Origin of the sequence: Nocardia vaccinii NBRC 15922, from assembly GCF_001613305.1 — a bacterium.
Lineage (GTDB): Bacteria > Actinomycetota > Actinomycetes > Mycobacteriales > Mycobacteriaceae > Nocardia > Nocardia vaccinii.
On sequence record NZ_BDCC01000007.1, the window covers coordinates 167,344 to 181,694 of the forward strand.

A 14,351-nucleotide genomic window follows, 5' to 3' on the forward strand; every position below is an offset into this window, starting at 1 on the left:
GAACAGTTCGCCACAGTCCGCGCAGCCGCGCTGGCGAGGCTGCGCCGGGGCAAGCGGCGTGCCGTACTGTGGCAGCGCGTCAAGTCGGCGAGGTGGTCAGGTGCTTGCTTTCCGCGGCCGTGCAATATCGTCCAGCACAGGCGATTGAGCTTGGCAGTGTGGTGGTGACGTTGGCTTCACGTCACCTCACCGCGCTCGGTGCGGGATACTTGACCGTGGCCGATGTGAAATGTAATGCAGGGGGCGATGTTTCGGTGCTCTGGCGGTCAGATTCCGGAGATTTTTCCGCACAGGTCGGAGGTCATGTTCTTACCGGGTGGTCTAGCACTGCGGAAGAGATGCAAGCCATCCTCGGGCGTTTCGGTGCCATGGGGAGCCTCGCCGACAACGCAGCCGTGTCGCTGACAAGAGCTACATACGACTGCGATGGATTCGATGCAGCGAGGGCTGATCGTGAACGCAACGAGTCGTTGCGGCGCATGCGCGCGGTCGCCGATGGACCTGAGCGAGTGGTCTTGAAAGATGCCCTGGAGCGGCTACGCAGCGAGATCCCCTGCCCGGGCCCGAATGCACACATGATGCGGTGGGCGCGAGTGCCGGACCCCGGCCGCGAACTCGCCCAGTGGCTCGCGGGACAAGTTGACCGCGTGAATGAGCAGCCACCGCAGGTGCCCCAAATCCATGCCTTCGGATCGTCGTCTCTTCCGCAATCTCGTCGCAGCTCCTCGGCTCGCGCACAGTACTTCGGCTGGATCGACCCGGTGCAGGTCGCCACCACGCCAGACCATGAACGATGGGGGTATTTCGACCGCAGCGAGCGGGTTCGACGCTCCCTGGACGAGTTCTGTGTAACCCTGTATGCGGCCGACACGCCCGCGTTTCTGGACGCGTGGATCGACCGCATCGTGTTCGGTGACCTCAACCAGCCGGTACATCTCGAGCGGGTTGAGGGGCCGGCTGGCCCGCTGTTCCGGGTTGTCGGCGATGGAACACATCGTGCACACCTGGCGCGAGTCCTCGGTCTTCCGCTGTTCGCGCAAATTCAGACGAGCACGCTGCCGACGGAACTATGGCCGATCGACAGGCCCTCTTTTACAGGTGCGCCATTCGGGCGATGGAAATCGCTATGGGAGGGCCTGCAGCGACATGGGTTGCTGGAAATCGACGTGGCGTCCGCCGCCGAAACCTGGACACCGACACGTATGACAGCCGAATGGATGCTGACCGATCCAGAGTCGGCTACAGCAGCCAACAGGCTTTACGAGGCGATCTATCCAGGAGCCCTGGCGCAGGTCACAGGGCTGACCGATGCTCAGCTGTTCAGCACCTCCAGCTGGGCAGACACTATGGTTGGACCCGAGCCTCACATCCCTGGCCACGGCTGCCTGCCTCCGAGATCGTCAGCAAGGCGTGCGTCCACCAGAAGCTACTGGGCATCATTGCGGAAATGGCTGGCCAGAGAAGGCCCGGACTCGAACTGATGCTGATGCGAATTATCAGCGTCCGCGTGTCGCTCGGATAACCCCGACGAGGTCTGAAGCCAGGAAACTGATGGCGACGGCGACCTGCTCGGGATCGCCGACCGCCTCTTCAGTGCGGCCAGCCATGACGGAACCAATAGCGTCGGGGCCTGCTGCGAACAACTCGTGGAGATGATCGACTGCCTCGCTAGTCACGGTACTGCTGATCTCGTCGACGAGTAGAACGGCGAAGGAGGCGCGCAGTCGCTCGGTTGGGACCGCCACCAGGATCCGATAGACGTCGTGAGCATCCTTGTCCTGGAGTCGACTTGGCGATTCGAGGCGTTCGGTGATCTTGTGGCACTTGGCTACGATCAGTGCCGCAGGCCCTGCCACAAGCGCTGTGGTCGATCGGGTGTCGTGGGGATCGAGCGACGGGACGGTCATCTCGCTGTGGTCGACGATTGCTGCTTCCAGGCCGCGAGAGCGCCGCATTGCCATCTTGTTGTGGGGTGGCGCGACCACGCTGCGCTTGCCTGGTTTCCCTGGTCCTGCAAGGGCTTCCGGGACCATGATGTCAACGGGAATACCGTCGGCACTTACCCAGGCGCCTGGCTGTGGCTGTTCGCGGTTGTACTCGAAGCGCGCTTTCCGCATGGCTGCGTCAATCGTCGGGTCTTGTCCGAGGCCACGGGTGTCGATCGCAACATCGGCATCCTTGGTGGCCTCGGCGATCGCGACGGGTGCGTCGCCAGTATGCAGGTAGACGGCCTGGGCCCCGACGACGATCACCGAGTCGCGGTGCTCGTCGAGTGCGTCGAGGGCGTCGAGTAGTACGGTGCGCGTGCGGACGAGCAGATCGAACGGCTCAGGAGTGGCGCCAGGATTGTTCATTCTTCTCCATCCAGTTGAGCAGTTCTGTTGCTTCCGAAGGCGCCCGGCCTGGCCCATGGATTAGGTCGGTGGCGACCTGAGTCGGAGCAGCGATCCTCAGATCGTCCAGCGCTACCTCACTTCGGGAGAGAAGGACAGGGTAGGCCGGTGCGGCCAGCAGCACGTTGACTCCGGTGTCGGTAGCCCGCAATCCCCAAGCTGCAGCGGCACTCTCGGGGTCTTGGGCATAAATCATCGCCGAGCGAGGCGGGGCGTAAGACTCCCACGCCGCGGCGGCAATCGATCCGGTGACGGCGTAGTCGGAGACTTCTGAGCTACGCACGATATCGAGGAACGCCGGCAGGCCCCGCGGTGCGATCCATCGGGTGATCGTGTTGGTGTGCAGGAACTGGTAGTCCTCGCTCCAACGGCGTAGCAGCGCAACCCAGTCCGGCACCTTGATGGTGCTGCGCTCGCGGGTGATCAGGGCTTCCTGTTCAAGGAAGTCGAGGACTCGATACGCCGAGCCGGTCGCGACATCCGAGGCGTCGACCAATTGGCGGATCTTCCACGGCCTCGCGAAATCGAGCAGCGCGCGGACCACTTTTGCGGCAGGTTCGCCCTGCAAGGTGGCGCGCGGCCGGCCGGGGCCACGCCATGGATCGGTGTCAGCGCCTACGGCGGAGATGAACACGGCCTCTGCGTCGGAGCGAATCAGCAGGTTGCCCGTCGCGTCAGCGTAGGAGATGTGTGCTTCTTCCAGGCGGCGGCGCGTCGATGCTGACAGGTACCGCGCGACCAGCATGCCGCCGCTGCCGGGCTCGCGGGAGGTGGCGGCATCGAGTTGTTCACGTATCCGATCGACATCGTGTGCACGCACGACGTTCTTGGCCTCGACGAGAAGAACGCTGACCAGCCGTCCGGGAGCATACAGCCTGAACATGGCGTCGTAGCCCGCGTCCTTGGGGAGAAAGCCCTGAACATTGAGGTCCCAGGAAGGTGGTAGCCGGCTGCCGATGGCGGTCGCAGCAGCGGTGATTGCCTCTCTTTCATTGCGCGGCGGCTCCGTCTTCATAGCAACCATGTTCAGATAATACCTTGATTCCGTTCCGTACGGAGACGGCATATTTACTGAACATTGCCGGGTATCGTGAGCGGTGCTTCTGCTTGCTCACGGCGGCGCGGGCCCCGCGCCAGGCGCTATGTGCGCGCATACTCGGCCGAGCGAAGCGCTGTGTGCGCAGCGTACGCAGTCAGCCCGCGGTAGGGCCTTTTTAGTGGTCGGATCGATATATGTACAAACCGGGTACATGATGCGTCGCGGAAAGGCCGCACGGTCTTCGGTGGCCCCAAGGAGTTGGTCGGCGCTACTGCCAGTTGCGCGGACGTAGTTGTACGCAGATGCCGTGCTCTGGTGCACAAGGTGCCCATACGCGGATTCGGTTTGCGAGTTGTGCGCAGTCGGCTGATCGCTGACCGCCGGTACCACGGTGTGGAGTCCAAATCGGTTGAGGAGCCATGCGTGCCAGACGGCGCGTTGGCGTTTGTGCTGTGCGATGCGCTCCATGCGGGCCTGCGGGAGGTTGTGTGCGAGGGCAATTCTGTCGAGATGCACTGGGCCGACGGTAATCTGGCCGTGTCGATGATTTAGCAATCCGGCGGTGGTGAGGCTTGCGAGGGCCGAATATCCTGCGCTGCGGCTGATTTTGGCGGCTGCTATCGCGTCGGCTGGGGTAGTGAGGCCGCAGTGTGCGACGGCATCGTAGAGCCTGCGACAGTGCAGTCCGATTACGCTCCATGCCTCGTGAACGGGGGCGATCCGCGCGCGCTGAACCTCGGTCGGACCAGGCCGTACTCGGCGGCCGTTGATGCTTGGGAGCACGAGTGCGTGCTGATCGGCCAGCACCCCTGCGCCGCGGCGGATCCGTAAGATCGGCGAGCCCGGTAGGTCTCGCAGGTCACGCAATAGCTGCCATACCGTTGTCTCGGAGAGGCAGGCCATGATCGACAGCGAACGTCCGCCGACTTCGACAACGGGGACTCCGCGCACCACGCCGCCGGCCGCGACGGAAGCGTGAGCCAGACCTTGTAGCAGGGCGAGGATCGTGTGTCGTCGAGGTGAGCCTGGCCATTGCGCGTCCACCCACATTGTCGCTGCAGCAAGCCATTCGGTTTGTTTTCGCGCGCGTGATGGTTCCCCCCGCCACCCCCCTGTGTGCTCTGGAATCTTGTGCGCGCCAGGTAGGAATTCGGGGGCGTTGCGCGCGGCCCAGCTGCAGACTTTGGCCCAGTCGCGGTGTAATGCGTCGGAAGCGCCGTGCTTGCCGTATCGGTCGTAGGAGGCCCAGAGCCCTGCCCAATCGCCTCCGGCGGGCGGCAGTTGACGATGAATGTCGGCGAGGGTATAGCCGCGCAGTACCGCGGCTGTAAGGACGGATTGGCGGGCGGCCGACCGGTCGAGTCGTCCGTCGGGTGCGCGCCAGCGTCCGTCGGGTGAGCCGGTGCCGTCGACGGCAAATGCGCGCACTGTGCGCGGCATTGGTGTCTGGAGTCGGAACTGCGCGCGCAGCCGTGCCTGCTTACCGTCGCCTTCCCATAGGTGGAGATGTCCGGTCGGCAGTGTGCGCGTGGTGCGCGGTGTGTGCACTGGTTGTGTGCGCATTGTGCGCACAGACGTGCTGTCCTTGGCTGCGGTGGTACGAGGTTCGAGGCTGGCGAGGAGTTCGGTCAGCCGGGCTAGAAATCCTGGCGCTGATCGGATGGTGAAGGCGTCGACTGCATCATCGAGGCTGCCGAGCAGGATTCGGAATCCGCCTTCCCGGGTGCGAGATCCGGGTGGGGTGATGCATCCGGTAGAGGGATTCAGCATCGGGGTGATGTCGAGGGAGTCCAGCTGGGTCGCAAGTAGCCGCAGGATCGGCTCGATCTGGTCGCGGCGGACCTCCGTGTCGATCGGTAGCGGCACGAGCACGTGGCATCCACCGCTGGTGCTGCGGTCGACGACCGCGCGGCCGCCAGACTGTCCGATCCAGTCCAGGCACTGCCGCACATCGGTGATGACGACATCTGCGCTGCAGTGGCGGGCATCGAAATCCAGTGCCAGTACACGTGTTTTGCCGCGCACATACAACGGAACCGCGGCGGGCAGATCGGGTAGATCACGTGTAAGGCGTTGCGCTCGTGAGCGGTACGCCTGTAAGTCGGAATCTCGCAAGCGCATCGATCCACGTGCAGCCAGCAGGGTCGCCAACCGCCAGATCCGTTGTGCCTGACTCTTGGTATAGGTGTAATCAATTGCAGCGGAGATCAATTCATCAAATCCGGGCAGCGCAGAGCGTGGTTGGCGGGGCTGAATATCGCTGTATCCGGCCGCTATTGCGGCCGTTGCCGCGCCTGAGCTACCCTCGAACGTGCAACGCATTTGCAGCCTTCGGGTTGTAGGCCCCCAGTTCCCGCTGGGGGCTTTGTTCTGTATTGGGTTATCCGCTTGCTCTAGGTGAGAGCAGGCTCGCCGGGCCGCTGCGGCTTATGGTTGGACCTTTGCGGCCGGGCGAGCACTGCGGGTCATGCGCTTTGGGTAATCACCTCCTCTCCGGTGTTTGTGGTGGTCCGGAAGCCGAATTCGCGGGCTCTGCCGATGGCGCGGTCGATCGTCGATCGTGTGTAGGGTTTTCCTATAGTCGTGGTCATCTGGGTAGCGATGACGTGGGCGCTTGCGCCGGTCTGGGCGATCTGCAGCACCATCACCAGATCGTCCTTACTGAGTGTCCTGGTCTCCTTGCGCATCACGAGCTGATGCGCGATCCGCTCACACTGGTCCAGCGTCACAGTTCCCGTATCGTCTGCGGCGGAAGCGAACTCACTTCCGACCTCTGACGGACGTTCGCGAATATCGCCGGTTGGTCCGGCATCCAACGCTGATCCTGTCGCGGCGGAGTGCGACACCCTGTGGGGAGACGGACCGTGACGCACAGCCGTAGGCGCGGGGGTAAGGGCCCGGGTGTCGGAGAGATCCGTGGAGGACAATCGATCGCCTGAGACTGTGGTCGTCTTCGGGTGGTGAAGATCGATCAAAGTCGCGTACCTGCTAGCCAACCAGGAATGTATCCACATGCAGACAACGACCATTGTGGGGGCGACCGTATCGACTGCGGCCCAACCCCAGTCGGCCGAGATCAGATGCGGACCCGCGTTGAGTCCGACAGTTAATAGTAAAAGCCCAGCGCCGATCAGGGGGACTCTGCTGCGATTGATCTCATGTCCGGACTCGGCTGCAGTGCTCGACAACTGCATGATCGCCGCGATCGGCAACGAGATCATGCCCTCGAAGGCGAAGCTGGTGACCCACAAGGCCCACCAGGTCAGTCCGGCAGGCCCGCTGTGGTCGGGCTGAAGGTTGCGCCCGACATTCACTGCGCTCCAAACCATTCCAATGCCCATTGCGAACCGAAGGCTTCGCGACATCCACGTCATCCGGCGGTACAACCGTCCGATGACTGCGTCCGGGCTTGTCGCGCGGCAGCGCTCAGCCACCGCGTCGGCATGCCATCGTTTCTCCCGCTCGTCTCGTCGGCGTGACCGGGCCTCCGCTCTGAGTGAGCGAAGTTCCATCGTCTGCTCCCACCGGAAACTGCGTTTCCGCAAGCGCCGCTGTCGAGCACGCATCCATTCGTGAAGGTCACGCTCCGCAGCGATCTCGTCCTCGGTCAACTCCTCGTACAGAGCGGGTTCGTATTGGTAGCCGACGTGAGCCTTTGCTCGGGCCACACGCTCCGCGAGTCCTTCGTCCGGCTCATTCGATTTTCGAATCTGACCGTGCCGGCCGCGTAAACCCATTGGCGCGGTGGACGAGGAGTCCGTCCGGGATGTGGCACTCGCCTTCGCTGCATTGTCGGCTGGCGCTGTGTGCGGGTCGTCGAGCTTCACCACGCTTCCCCCCTCGACGAGAATGCCCAAGCGGTCAAGGGGGCGTTCAGCAAGCTCGTCTTCGTCGACTCCGCTGACCTGGCAGAGGCGATATCACTCCTGCGCGGTCCCGTGAGCCGATGCAGTGACTCGGGTGGCGATGGATTGCTAATAGATTGCTGAACTGAAAGACTCGCCGGTGCAGTTTCGTCGCGACACGCCGGGAGATGCGGTCGGTAGATCCGCGGAGAGTGTCGGCCAAGAGGTCCCACACCCGAGTAGCTCATTGGCTCCCCGCCGCGCCGCGAAGCTCGCGCGCGGCAACTAGACCTCTCCCGTAATTCTCCCGTGGTTCGAGCGGGAACTGCGGGGATACTCCGGGATGGCGGTTCGTCGTCATTCGACGAAAATCGCCTAGCTACAAGGGTTTTCCGGGATAGTGCGGGAACTGTAGGGAATCCGCGATCAGTGACCAGAAGGTTAGGGGTTCGAATCCCTTCGGGCGCGCTGGTAGGAGGCCCTTTTCGCTCGTCGCGGAAGGGGCTTCTTCCGTTCCGGTGTGCGAACGGGTTGGGCGTCGCCTCAGTTTCCGGGTGGTGCCGCTGAGGTTTGTGATGGCCGTGCTGTCCGAGGCGCCTGAACGGATCCGTTGGATCGGTGCTGCCACGATGCTACCGGGCAGACGGCCTGTTCCCGTGACGCGGCTTGTCGAGGTGTGCTTTCTCGTAATAGTCGCAGTTGGAAGGTGTTTGGCTGTGTAGTGGTGATTCGGTGATCTCGAACCGATGGCAGCTGCAGCGATCGTGTAATGAAGACGCCAGCGGATCGGCATTGGCGACAGTTTGCCGGGGGCGAGTGCGCGTGGCGCGGCGTGAGCAGGTTGATCGCATAGCGCATCGTGGAGCAAATCGGAAGGCTGAGACGTTCGAGTGGATCGCCTGCCACGCAGCTCAGAGGCAAGCTATCCACCTGTCTGCGAGGCCGTTAGGCCGCTGACTGTCGGTCGATGCTCGAAACCGTGTGCAGGTCGGTTTGGTTGTTGACCACCACAGCTCGGCGTCGGGTCTGTGAGTGACCGCGATGATCGGGGCCGCGCCCTGAGCGCACGCCTGACTACCTGCCGCTGAAGCAGATGTCTCGCAAGCGAATTCCGACGTTGCGACGGCCGGATCGGTTATGGTTCGCCATCGCCGGGCTTGCCGTCGAGGACGCGATCGGGATCGCGGTCGTCGTCGATGGGCACGAGCATCGGAAATCGATCGGCTTCGAATTCGGCACGAAACCTTGCTACTTTCGTGGTCTTGTCGATGCTGCTGACGTCGGCGTGCTGGTCGCGTCATCTCCTACCCATCCGAGTGAACTGGTCGGCCTGAGCGCTGTCTCGGTCGAAGCTGTGCGCGTGAGCTGGCTACGCGGGATGCCGATTGAAACCGGCGAGATCGATCGCTGTTCACTATTAAAGTGCAGTAGAGTAGATCTACTGCACTTTAATGGTAGGTGGACCAATGGCCAAGCGTGAAATTGCTCCGACCCGGGGGGCAGCCGATGCGTTGAGTGTGCTCGGTGCGCAGATCCGGCTTGCCAGGCATGACAAGAACTGGAGTGCTGCTGACTTGGCGGCGCGTGTCGGTGTGGGGCCGCGGACGATTACGGCCATCGAGCGAGGGGCGCCGGGGGTCGCTGTGGGCACAGTATTCAGTGCGGCCTCTGTTGTGGGGGTTCCGCTCTTCGCCGCGAGTGGTGACGAGTTGGCTCGGCTTCGCAGACGAGGGCAGGAGCGCGTTGCGCTGATCCCTGCTCGGGAATACCGGCCGCGTTCCAAGGGAGACGACGATGGCCTCGATTTCTGACGGCAGTTCTCCTCGGGGAGAAGACGCCTATGTCTGGGCGTGGCTTCCCGGTCACCTGCAACCGGTCGTCGCCGGGCGCGTTCAGCGTCACGGGAGCCGGTACCGCTTCGGATACGGACGTAGCTACCTCGATCGTCCGGATGCGATCAGCCTGTACCCGCCGGAGCTTCCGCTCATCAGCGGCTGGCAGGAGCCGTCCGGCAATGTGGCGATCGCCTCGGTTCTGCGTGATGCCGGACCGGACTCGTGGGGACAACGAGTGATACTGGAGCGGGTACATGGCGCCCGAGGTCGTGACGCCGATCCTGGGGATCTCGACCAGATCACCTACTTTCTCGAATCGGGTTCGAACCGCATCGGCGGACTCGATTTTCAAGCCAGCCCGGAAACCTATGTCCCACGCGGCACTACTGCGACAATCGACGAGTTGCACGCGGCCGCGGATGCGTTGCAGGAAGGGCGGCCGATCGGTCCCGAGTTGACTGCGGCTCTGGTGCGGGGGACTTCCATCGGTGGCGCGCGTCCCAAAGCGCTGATCGATGTCGACGGGGTTCCGTGTATCGCCAAATTCTCGTCGACCTCCGACCACTATCCGGTGGTGAACTCCGAAGCGTTGGCCATCGAATTCGCGCGGAGGGTCGGCATCGACACGCCGCATTCGTTCGTCACCTCGTCCCTGGGTAAGGACATCCTGGTGGTCGAGCGTTTCGACCGAGGGCGACCGGGCGACCGGCGCATCCTGGTCTCGGGACTGACGATGCTCGGCCTCGACGAAATGGAGGCTCGGTATGCCACCTATCCCGACCTGCTGGACGTCTTGCGCCGCGACGGAGCTGACCCGCAGGTCGGCCGAAAGCTGTTCGAGCGCATCGTGTTCAACGTCGCCATCGGCAACAATGACGATCATGCGCGCAATCATGCCGCGTTCTGGAACGGGCGAGATCTTCGACTGACACCCGCCTACGACCTGTGCCCACAACCGCGTTCAGGTGAGACGTCCGCGCAGGCGATGGCGTTCGATCGTGCGGGACAACGAGACTCGTCGTTCGCTGCCTTGCTGAATGCGTGCGCTGTATACGGCCTGAGCAAGGCCGAGGGCCGCGAGATCATCGACTACCAGATCGATGTTGTCCAACGAGATTTCTCGGAAGTCGCCGATCTTGTCAGGCTGACGCAGGCGCAGCGGAATTTCCTGTGGCACAGGCAAATCCTCCACCCTTTTGCCGGGTACGGATATGAGTAGCGATCCGTGTTCGTCTTCGGGCATGGTCCGAGCCGGGGCGTGAGCTTTTCGACGAGATGGTGAGCGGTCCGTCGCCTACCTCGGCCTCTGATGACTTCGGGATGTGTGGCACGCGGGGCATGCCTCGCGTCGACGACGTTGCGCCGATGCGCTGACGTTGCGCCGATCCGCCAGCAGTGGGTGGTCGAGCCGGAGTCGTTCTCATCCTTGGTGAGTCCGAACTTCTGCAGGGTGGTGAACAGGATGCCGTCGGTCTGCCGGTCGGCGAACCACGCGGCTCCTGCTACGGCATCATGTGGAGCATCGTCGGCAGCCATATCTGGGTTGAGGGTGTTCAACGGACTCCGGAAGACTTGAATAAGCGGCACGGGGCGCTGGGCAGAACCCGGACAGCGTCAGCGGTCGTTCGGATGGCGACCTCGACTGCGGGCGAGGTAAACAAGCCGTGACCTCACGCAGCCGATCATCATCCCGTGGACCAGAGTCCGTCGGCAGCGTGCAGCTTGCGGAATTGGATGTCCGCTCGATCGGCGGTACTGAGCGCCTGAGGAATTAGTCGTCAGCATTTGTGGCGCTGCCGTTATGAGGGTTTGCGAATACTTCGATGTCATCCAGGGCGTCTTCGGCCCGGCCGGCAGTTGCCGGATCGTCCAATAGTCGGCGGAGGGCCGGCACAACGCGCGCTTGGTCGATCGACCGATGGATGCGTGCAACGTGCCCTAATGCGGTGGCGGCGGTGATCCGCACTTCTGGGGCGCTGTTGTTGAGCAGCTCGAGCGCGCGATCGGTTACCCATCCCCCGTCTGGATCGTGAAGGGCCAGACGCAGTATCGCTTCACCCGCAACCCTTGTATCGCTCGATGACATCATTTCGAGCGCGTCATCGCGGCTCAGCGGCGTCAGGCTTTGGTATGTACTCAATTGATCGGTTTCCCCTCGCCTGTCCGGCGGTTGCGGGCGCTTCCCGAGAGACCCTGGACGGAGGTGGCCCATGGTTTCTGGACGGGTGCGGGGACACCTCCATCCGAGGTCATACGCCGACCGCTCAGGTCAGATACCGCCACGTGGAATTGCGCCGCCAGGACACCATACGCCCGGGTCGGGACTGTGCGAACCGGTCGCAACACAGTCCTGAAACAATTTCAGCGTCGGACCCAATGGATCGTCGTCTTGCCGAAAGTGGGGACGTGGGGCCCCGGGCTTACAGAAGCCGTTGTCATCACAACCGGGATGGGGGCCAACCATATCCGGCCCCGCCCAGGCGGATGACGCACCCATGGCGACGCCCGCCACAATGCCGAAACCGATAACTCCGAGACGAACAACCCTGCGCATACGCACCTTTCACGAAATCTCGATCTACGAAATAGCGAGACCATAGTACGATATTCCCAGCCATGATGACCCCGCCCCTCGGCGATATCGGTTGCCGCGGTGAAGGATTCGAGCGTGACGCTCACCGGGCCGCAGATATTCGGCAGTAGTGGTCACCGCTGCCGCGCACACCGCCTCGGGGGTCTCGGGCGAGTTCACGGCTGTGCGAGCAAAACGCGCACGGTAACGAATCGATAGGAGGTATTCGGTTCGTTCACCGAGGTCCGGAAAAGGCAAGTGAGATGACCAGGGAGATTCATCGAACTGCCATACGCATGCGGTCGCCACGGCCGTGCCGGCGGCGGCAATCCCGGTAATGGCGATGGCCGCGCCCACACCACAGTTCGGCCGACCAGCGAGTTTCGAGGAATTCAGCGCTCGGTCGCCGCCGAATTCGCGGACCCCAATGGCTGTGCGCGGCCATGGCGTCGACATTGCGGTGATATGCCGGCCCCATCGTCGAGCCCGGATGGCGTGGTTCCGGTGGTTCTGTCAGGGGCGAGTCGAATCGGAGGGTGCTTGGGCGGCGTCCGTGCCCCAGCTGGCCAAAAGGGACAGGGCCTCAGCGGACGGCGAGCCCGGTTCCGCGTGGTAGACGCACAGGTACTGTTCCGCGTCGTCCGGCAGGTACAACGTCTCGTACGCCAGGGTCAGCTCGCCGACCAGAGGGTGCCGCATCCGCTTGACACCGTGCCCCTTTTCTTTCACGTCGTGCGTGGCCCACAGCCGCCGGAACTCCTCGCTCTTGACCGACAGTTCCCCCACCAGCGCCGACAGTTCCGGGTCGTCCGGGTGCTGACCCGCGTACAACCGCAGGTAGCTGACCATGTCGGACGCCTTGGAATCCCAGTCGAGGAACAGCCGCCGGTAGTCGGGAGAAAGGAAGGTCAGCCACGCCCAATTGCGTTCGGCCGGCGGTAATTGTCCCCAGTCACCGAAGAGCGCCGCCGCCATCCGGTTCCAGGCGAGGATTTCCGACCGCGCCCCGGCCACGTACGCGGGCATCTCGTCCATCGACCACAGCAGTTGTCGCAGCCCGATCCGCACCTGCTGCCGCTTGGGTGCTCGATACTTGCGCCGCAGTTGCTTGGGCTTGGCGAGGCGGGTCAGATGCGCGTGTTCGGCATCGGTCAGCCGCAGGGCGCGCGCGATCGAATCGAGCACCTCCGCCGATACATTGCGCCCATTGCCCTGCTCGAGCCGTGTGTAGTAGGCCACGGATACGCCGGCCAACTGCGCCAGTTCCTCACGACGCAGGCCCGGCACCCGCCGATGTCGCCCGTGCCAGGGAATCCCCACATCACCCGGCTCGAGCCGGGCCCGACGCGTGCGCAGGAACTCGCTGAGCTCGGCGCGCTGGTCCAGGCCGTCGGAGTGGCTGCTGTGAGCATCGTCCGGGGCGGGGTTGTCGCTCATGCTCTCCAGTATTCCCGGTCGTACGACCATGAGCCTGATGCTGTCAGTAGTAGGAACACTGGACGTACGCAAAGCGGTGGTCTGGGCGAACGTCGATTCGTCCAGCACGCTGGACGTCATGACCACTACTGTTGCCGCATACGCCGCGCCCGGCGCCAAGGCTCCGCTGGAGCGCACCACCATCGAGCGCCGCACGGTCGGCGAATACGACGTACTGATCGATATCAAGTTCGCCGGGATATGCCACTCCGACATTCACCAGGCCCGTGCAGGCTGGGGTGAGGCCATCTTCCCGATGGTCCCGGGGCACGAGATCGCCGGCGTCGTCGAGGCGGTCGGTTCCGGCGTGACGAAGTTCAAGGTCGGCGATCGCGTCGGCGTCGGTTGTATGGTCGACTCCTGCCGCGAGTGCGAGCCCTGCCGCAACGGCCAGGAACAGCACTGCGTGCAGGGAAATGTGCAGACCTACAACGGCATCGGCAAGGACGGCGAACCCACCTACGGCGGCTACTCGCAGAAGATCGTCGTTGCCGAGGCGTTCACCGTCCGCATCCCCGAGGGCATCCCCCTCGACGTGGCGGCGCCGCTGTTGTGCGCCGGCATCACCACGTACTCCCCGCTCAAGCGCTGGGGCGTCGGTCCCGGCAAGAAAGTCGCAGTGGTCGGTCTCGGCGGACTGGGGCATATGGGCGTCAAGATCGCCCATGCTCTCGGCGCGGAGGTCACCGTCCTGTCGCAGTCGCTGCGCAAGCAGGACGACGGCCTGAGGCTGGGCGCCGACCACTACTACGCCACCAACGATCCGAAGACGTTCGAGGATCTGGCCGGTTCCTTCGATGTCATCCTCTCCACGGTGTCCGCCCCGCTGAACTTCGGCGCGTACCTGAGCCTGCTGAAGACGGGCGGCGCACTGGTGAACGTGGGCGCCCCCGAGGAGCCCATCTCGTTCAATCTGTTCTCGCTTCTCGGTGGATCCAAGATCCTCGCCGGCTCCATGATCGGCGGCATCGCCGAGACACAGGAGATGCTCGACTTCTGCGCCGAGCACGGCCTGGGCGCGGAGATCGAGCTGATCGAGGCGAGTCGGATCAACGCAGCGTACGAACGGGTCGACAACTCGGACGTGCGCTACCGCTTCGTGATCGACACGGCCACGATCTGATCGACACCCGTCGGCCGGGAGCGCGCGGCCGGGCCGTCGAGGTCGAACCCTCGGTGCGCCAGGTCCCC

General features: G+C 63.6%; 11 protein-coding genes. 5 read left to right on the forward strand and 6 right to left on the reverse strand.

Going from position 1 to position 14,351, the window contains the following annotated elements; translation table 11 throughout:
- Window positions 1-104 precede the first annotated feature (104 nt).
- Window positions 105-1,481: a hypothetical protein gene (locus tag NV1_RS43200; RefSeq protein WP_157116511.1), complete on the forward strand. Its 1,377-nt coding sequence runs from the start codon at window positions 105-107 to the stop codon at window positions 1,479-1,481.
- 15 nt (window positions 1,482-1,496) lie between these two features.
- On the opposite strand, the gene NV1_RS03500 is transcribed toward NV1_RS43200, so the two are convergent.
- The 4 genes from NV1_RS03500 to NV1_RS43210 all read right to left on the reverse strand — a co-directional run bounded on the left by NV1_RS03500 (window position 1,497) and on the right by NV1_RS43210 (window position 7,262).
- A complete protein-coding gene (locus NV1_RS03500; protein ID WP_067885391.1) occupies window positions 1,497-2,354 on the reverse strand; it encodes a hypothetical protein in 858 nt (285 codons plus the stop codon).
- Window positions 2,329-3,417, reverse strand: a complete 1,089-nt coding sequence (locus tag NV1_RS45460; protein WP_245713539.1) for a hypothetical protein — start codon at window positions 3,415-3,417, stop codon at window positions 2,329-2,331. The genes NV1_RS03500 and NV1_RS45460 overlap by 26 nt, the downstream gene beginning before the upstream one ends.
- 87 nt (window positions 3,418-3,504) lie before the next feature.
- Complete coding sequence (locus NV1_RS43205; RefSeq protein ID WP_157116513.1) at window positions 3,505-5,583, reverse strand: hypothetical protein; 2,079 nt, start codon at window positions 5,581-5,583, stop codon at window positions 3,505-3,507.
- Window positions 5,584-5,897: 314 nt separating this feature from the next.
- Window positions 5,898-7,262, reverse strand: a complete 1,365-nt coding sequence (locus tag NV1_RS43210; RefSeq protein WP_157116515.1) for a hypothetical protein — start codon at window positions 7,260-7,262, stop codon at window positions 5,898-5,900.
- Between the two features lie 1,108 nt (window positions 7,263-8,370).
- On the opposite strand from NV1_RS43210, the gene NV1_RS43215 reads away from it, so the two are divergent.
- The 3 genes from NV1_RS43215 to NV1_RS03530 are packed head-to-tail and all read left to right on the forward strand — an operon-like array spanning window position 8,371 to window position 10,331.
- A complete protein-coding gene (locus tag NV1_RS43215) occupies window positions 8,371-8,757 on the forward strand; it encodes a hypothetical protein (RefSeq protein WP_157116518.1) in 387 nt (128 codons plus the stop codon).
- A complete protein-coding gene (locus NV1_RS41810; RefSeq protein WP_084525038.1) occupies window positions 8,744-9,088 on the forward strand; it encodes a helix-turn-helix transcriptional regulator in 345 nt (114 codons plus the stop codon). Before NV1_RS43215 ends, NV1_RS41810 begins: the two co-directional genes overlap by 14 nt.
- On the forward strand, window positions 9,072-10,331 hold the full coding sequence (locus tag NV1_RS03530) for a type II toxin-antitoxin system HipA family toxin (protein WP_157116520.1): 1,260 nt from the start codon (window positions 9,072-9,074) through the stop codon (window positions 10,329-10,331). The genes NV1_RS41810 and NV1_RS03530 overlap by 17 nt, the downstream gene beginning before the upstream one ends.
- Window positions 10,332-10,883: 552 nt before the next feature.
- On the opposite strand, the gene NV1_RS43220 is transcribed toward NV1_RS03530, so the two are convergent.
- A complete protein-coding gene (locus tag NV1_RS43220; RefSeq protein ID WP_169813283.1) occupies window positions 10,884-11,252 on the reverse strand; it encodes a HEAT repeat domain-containing protein in 369 nt (122 codons plus the stop codon).
- 945 nt (window positions 11,253-12,197) lie between these two features.
- The gene (locus NV1_RS03535) at window positions 12,198-13,121 is read right to left on the reverse strand and encodes a helix-turn-helix domain-containing protein (protein WP_067885401.1); all 924 of its coding nucleotides are present in this window, start codon (window positions 13,119-13,121) and stop codon (window positions 12,198-12,200) included.
- Window positions 13,122-13,239: 118 nt separating this feature from the next.
- On the opposite strand from NV1_RS03535, the gene NV1_RS03540 reads away from it, so the two are divergent.
- Window positions 13,240-14,283 (forward strand): NAD(P)-dependent alcohol dehydrogenase, encoded by a 1,044-nt coding sequence (locus NV1_RS03540; RefSeq protein ID WP_067885798.1) that lies wholly within the window; start codon window positions 13,240-13,242, stop codon window positions 14,281-14,283.
- The last annotated feature ends 68 nt before the right edge of the window (window positions 14,284-14,351 follow it).

Bases quoted from the DNA above. Each gene is read 5' to 3' on its own strand.
- NV1_RS03500 (WP_067885391.1), bottom strand. From the start codon at position 2,354: ATGAACAATCCTGGCGCCACTCCTGAGCCGTTCGATCTGCTCGTCCGC.
- NV1_RS45460 (WP_245713539.1), bottom strand. From the start codon at position 3,417: ATGGTTGCTATGAAGACGGAGCCGCCGCGCAATGAAAGAGAGGCAATC.
- NV1_RS43215 (WP_157116518.1), top strand. From the start codon at position 8,371: ATGTCTCGCAAGCGAATTCCGACGTTGCGACGGCCGGATCGGTTATGG.
- NV1_RS41810 (WP_084525038.1), top strand. From the start codon at position 8,744: ATGGCCAAGCGTGAAATTGCTCCGACCCGGGGGGCAGCCGATGCGTTG.
- NV1_RS03530 (WP_157116520.1), top strand. From the start codon at position 9,072: ATGGCCTCGATTTCTGACGGCAGTTCTCCTCGGGGAGAAGACGCCTAT.
- NV1_RS03535 (WP_067885401.1), bottom strand. From the start codon at position 13,121: ATGAGCGACAACCCCGCCCCGGACGATGCTCACAGCAGCCACTCCGAC.
- NV1_RS03540 (WP_067885798.1), top strand. From the start codon at position 13,240: ATGACCACTACTGTTGCCGCATACGCCGCGCCCGGCGCCAAGGCTCCG.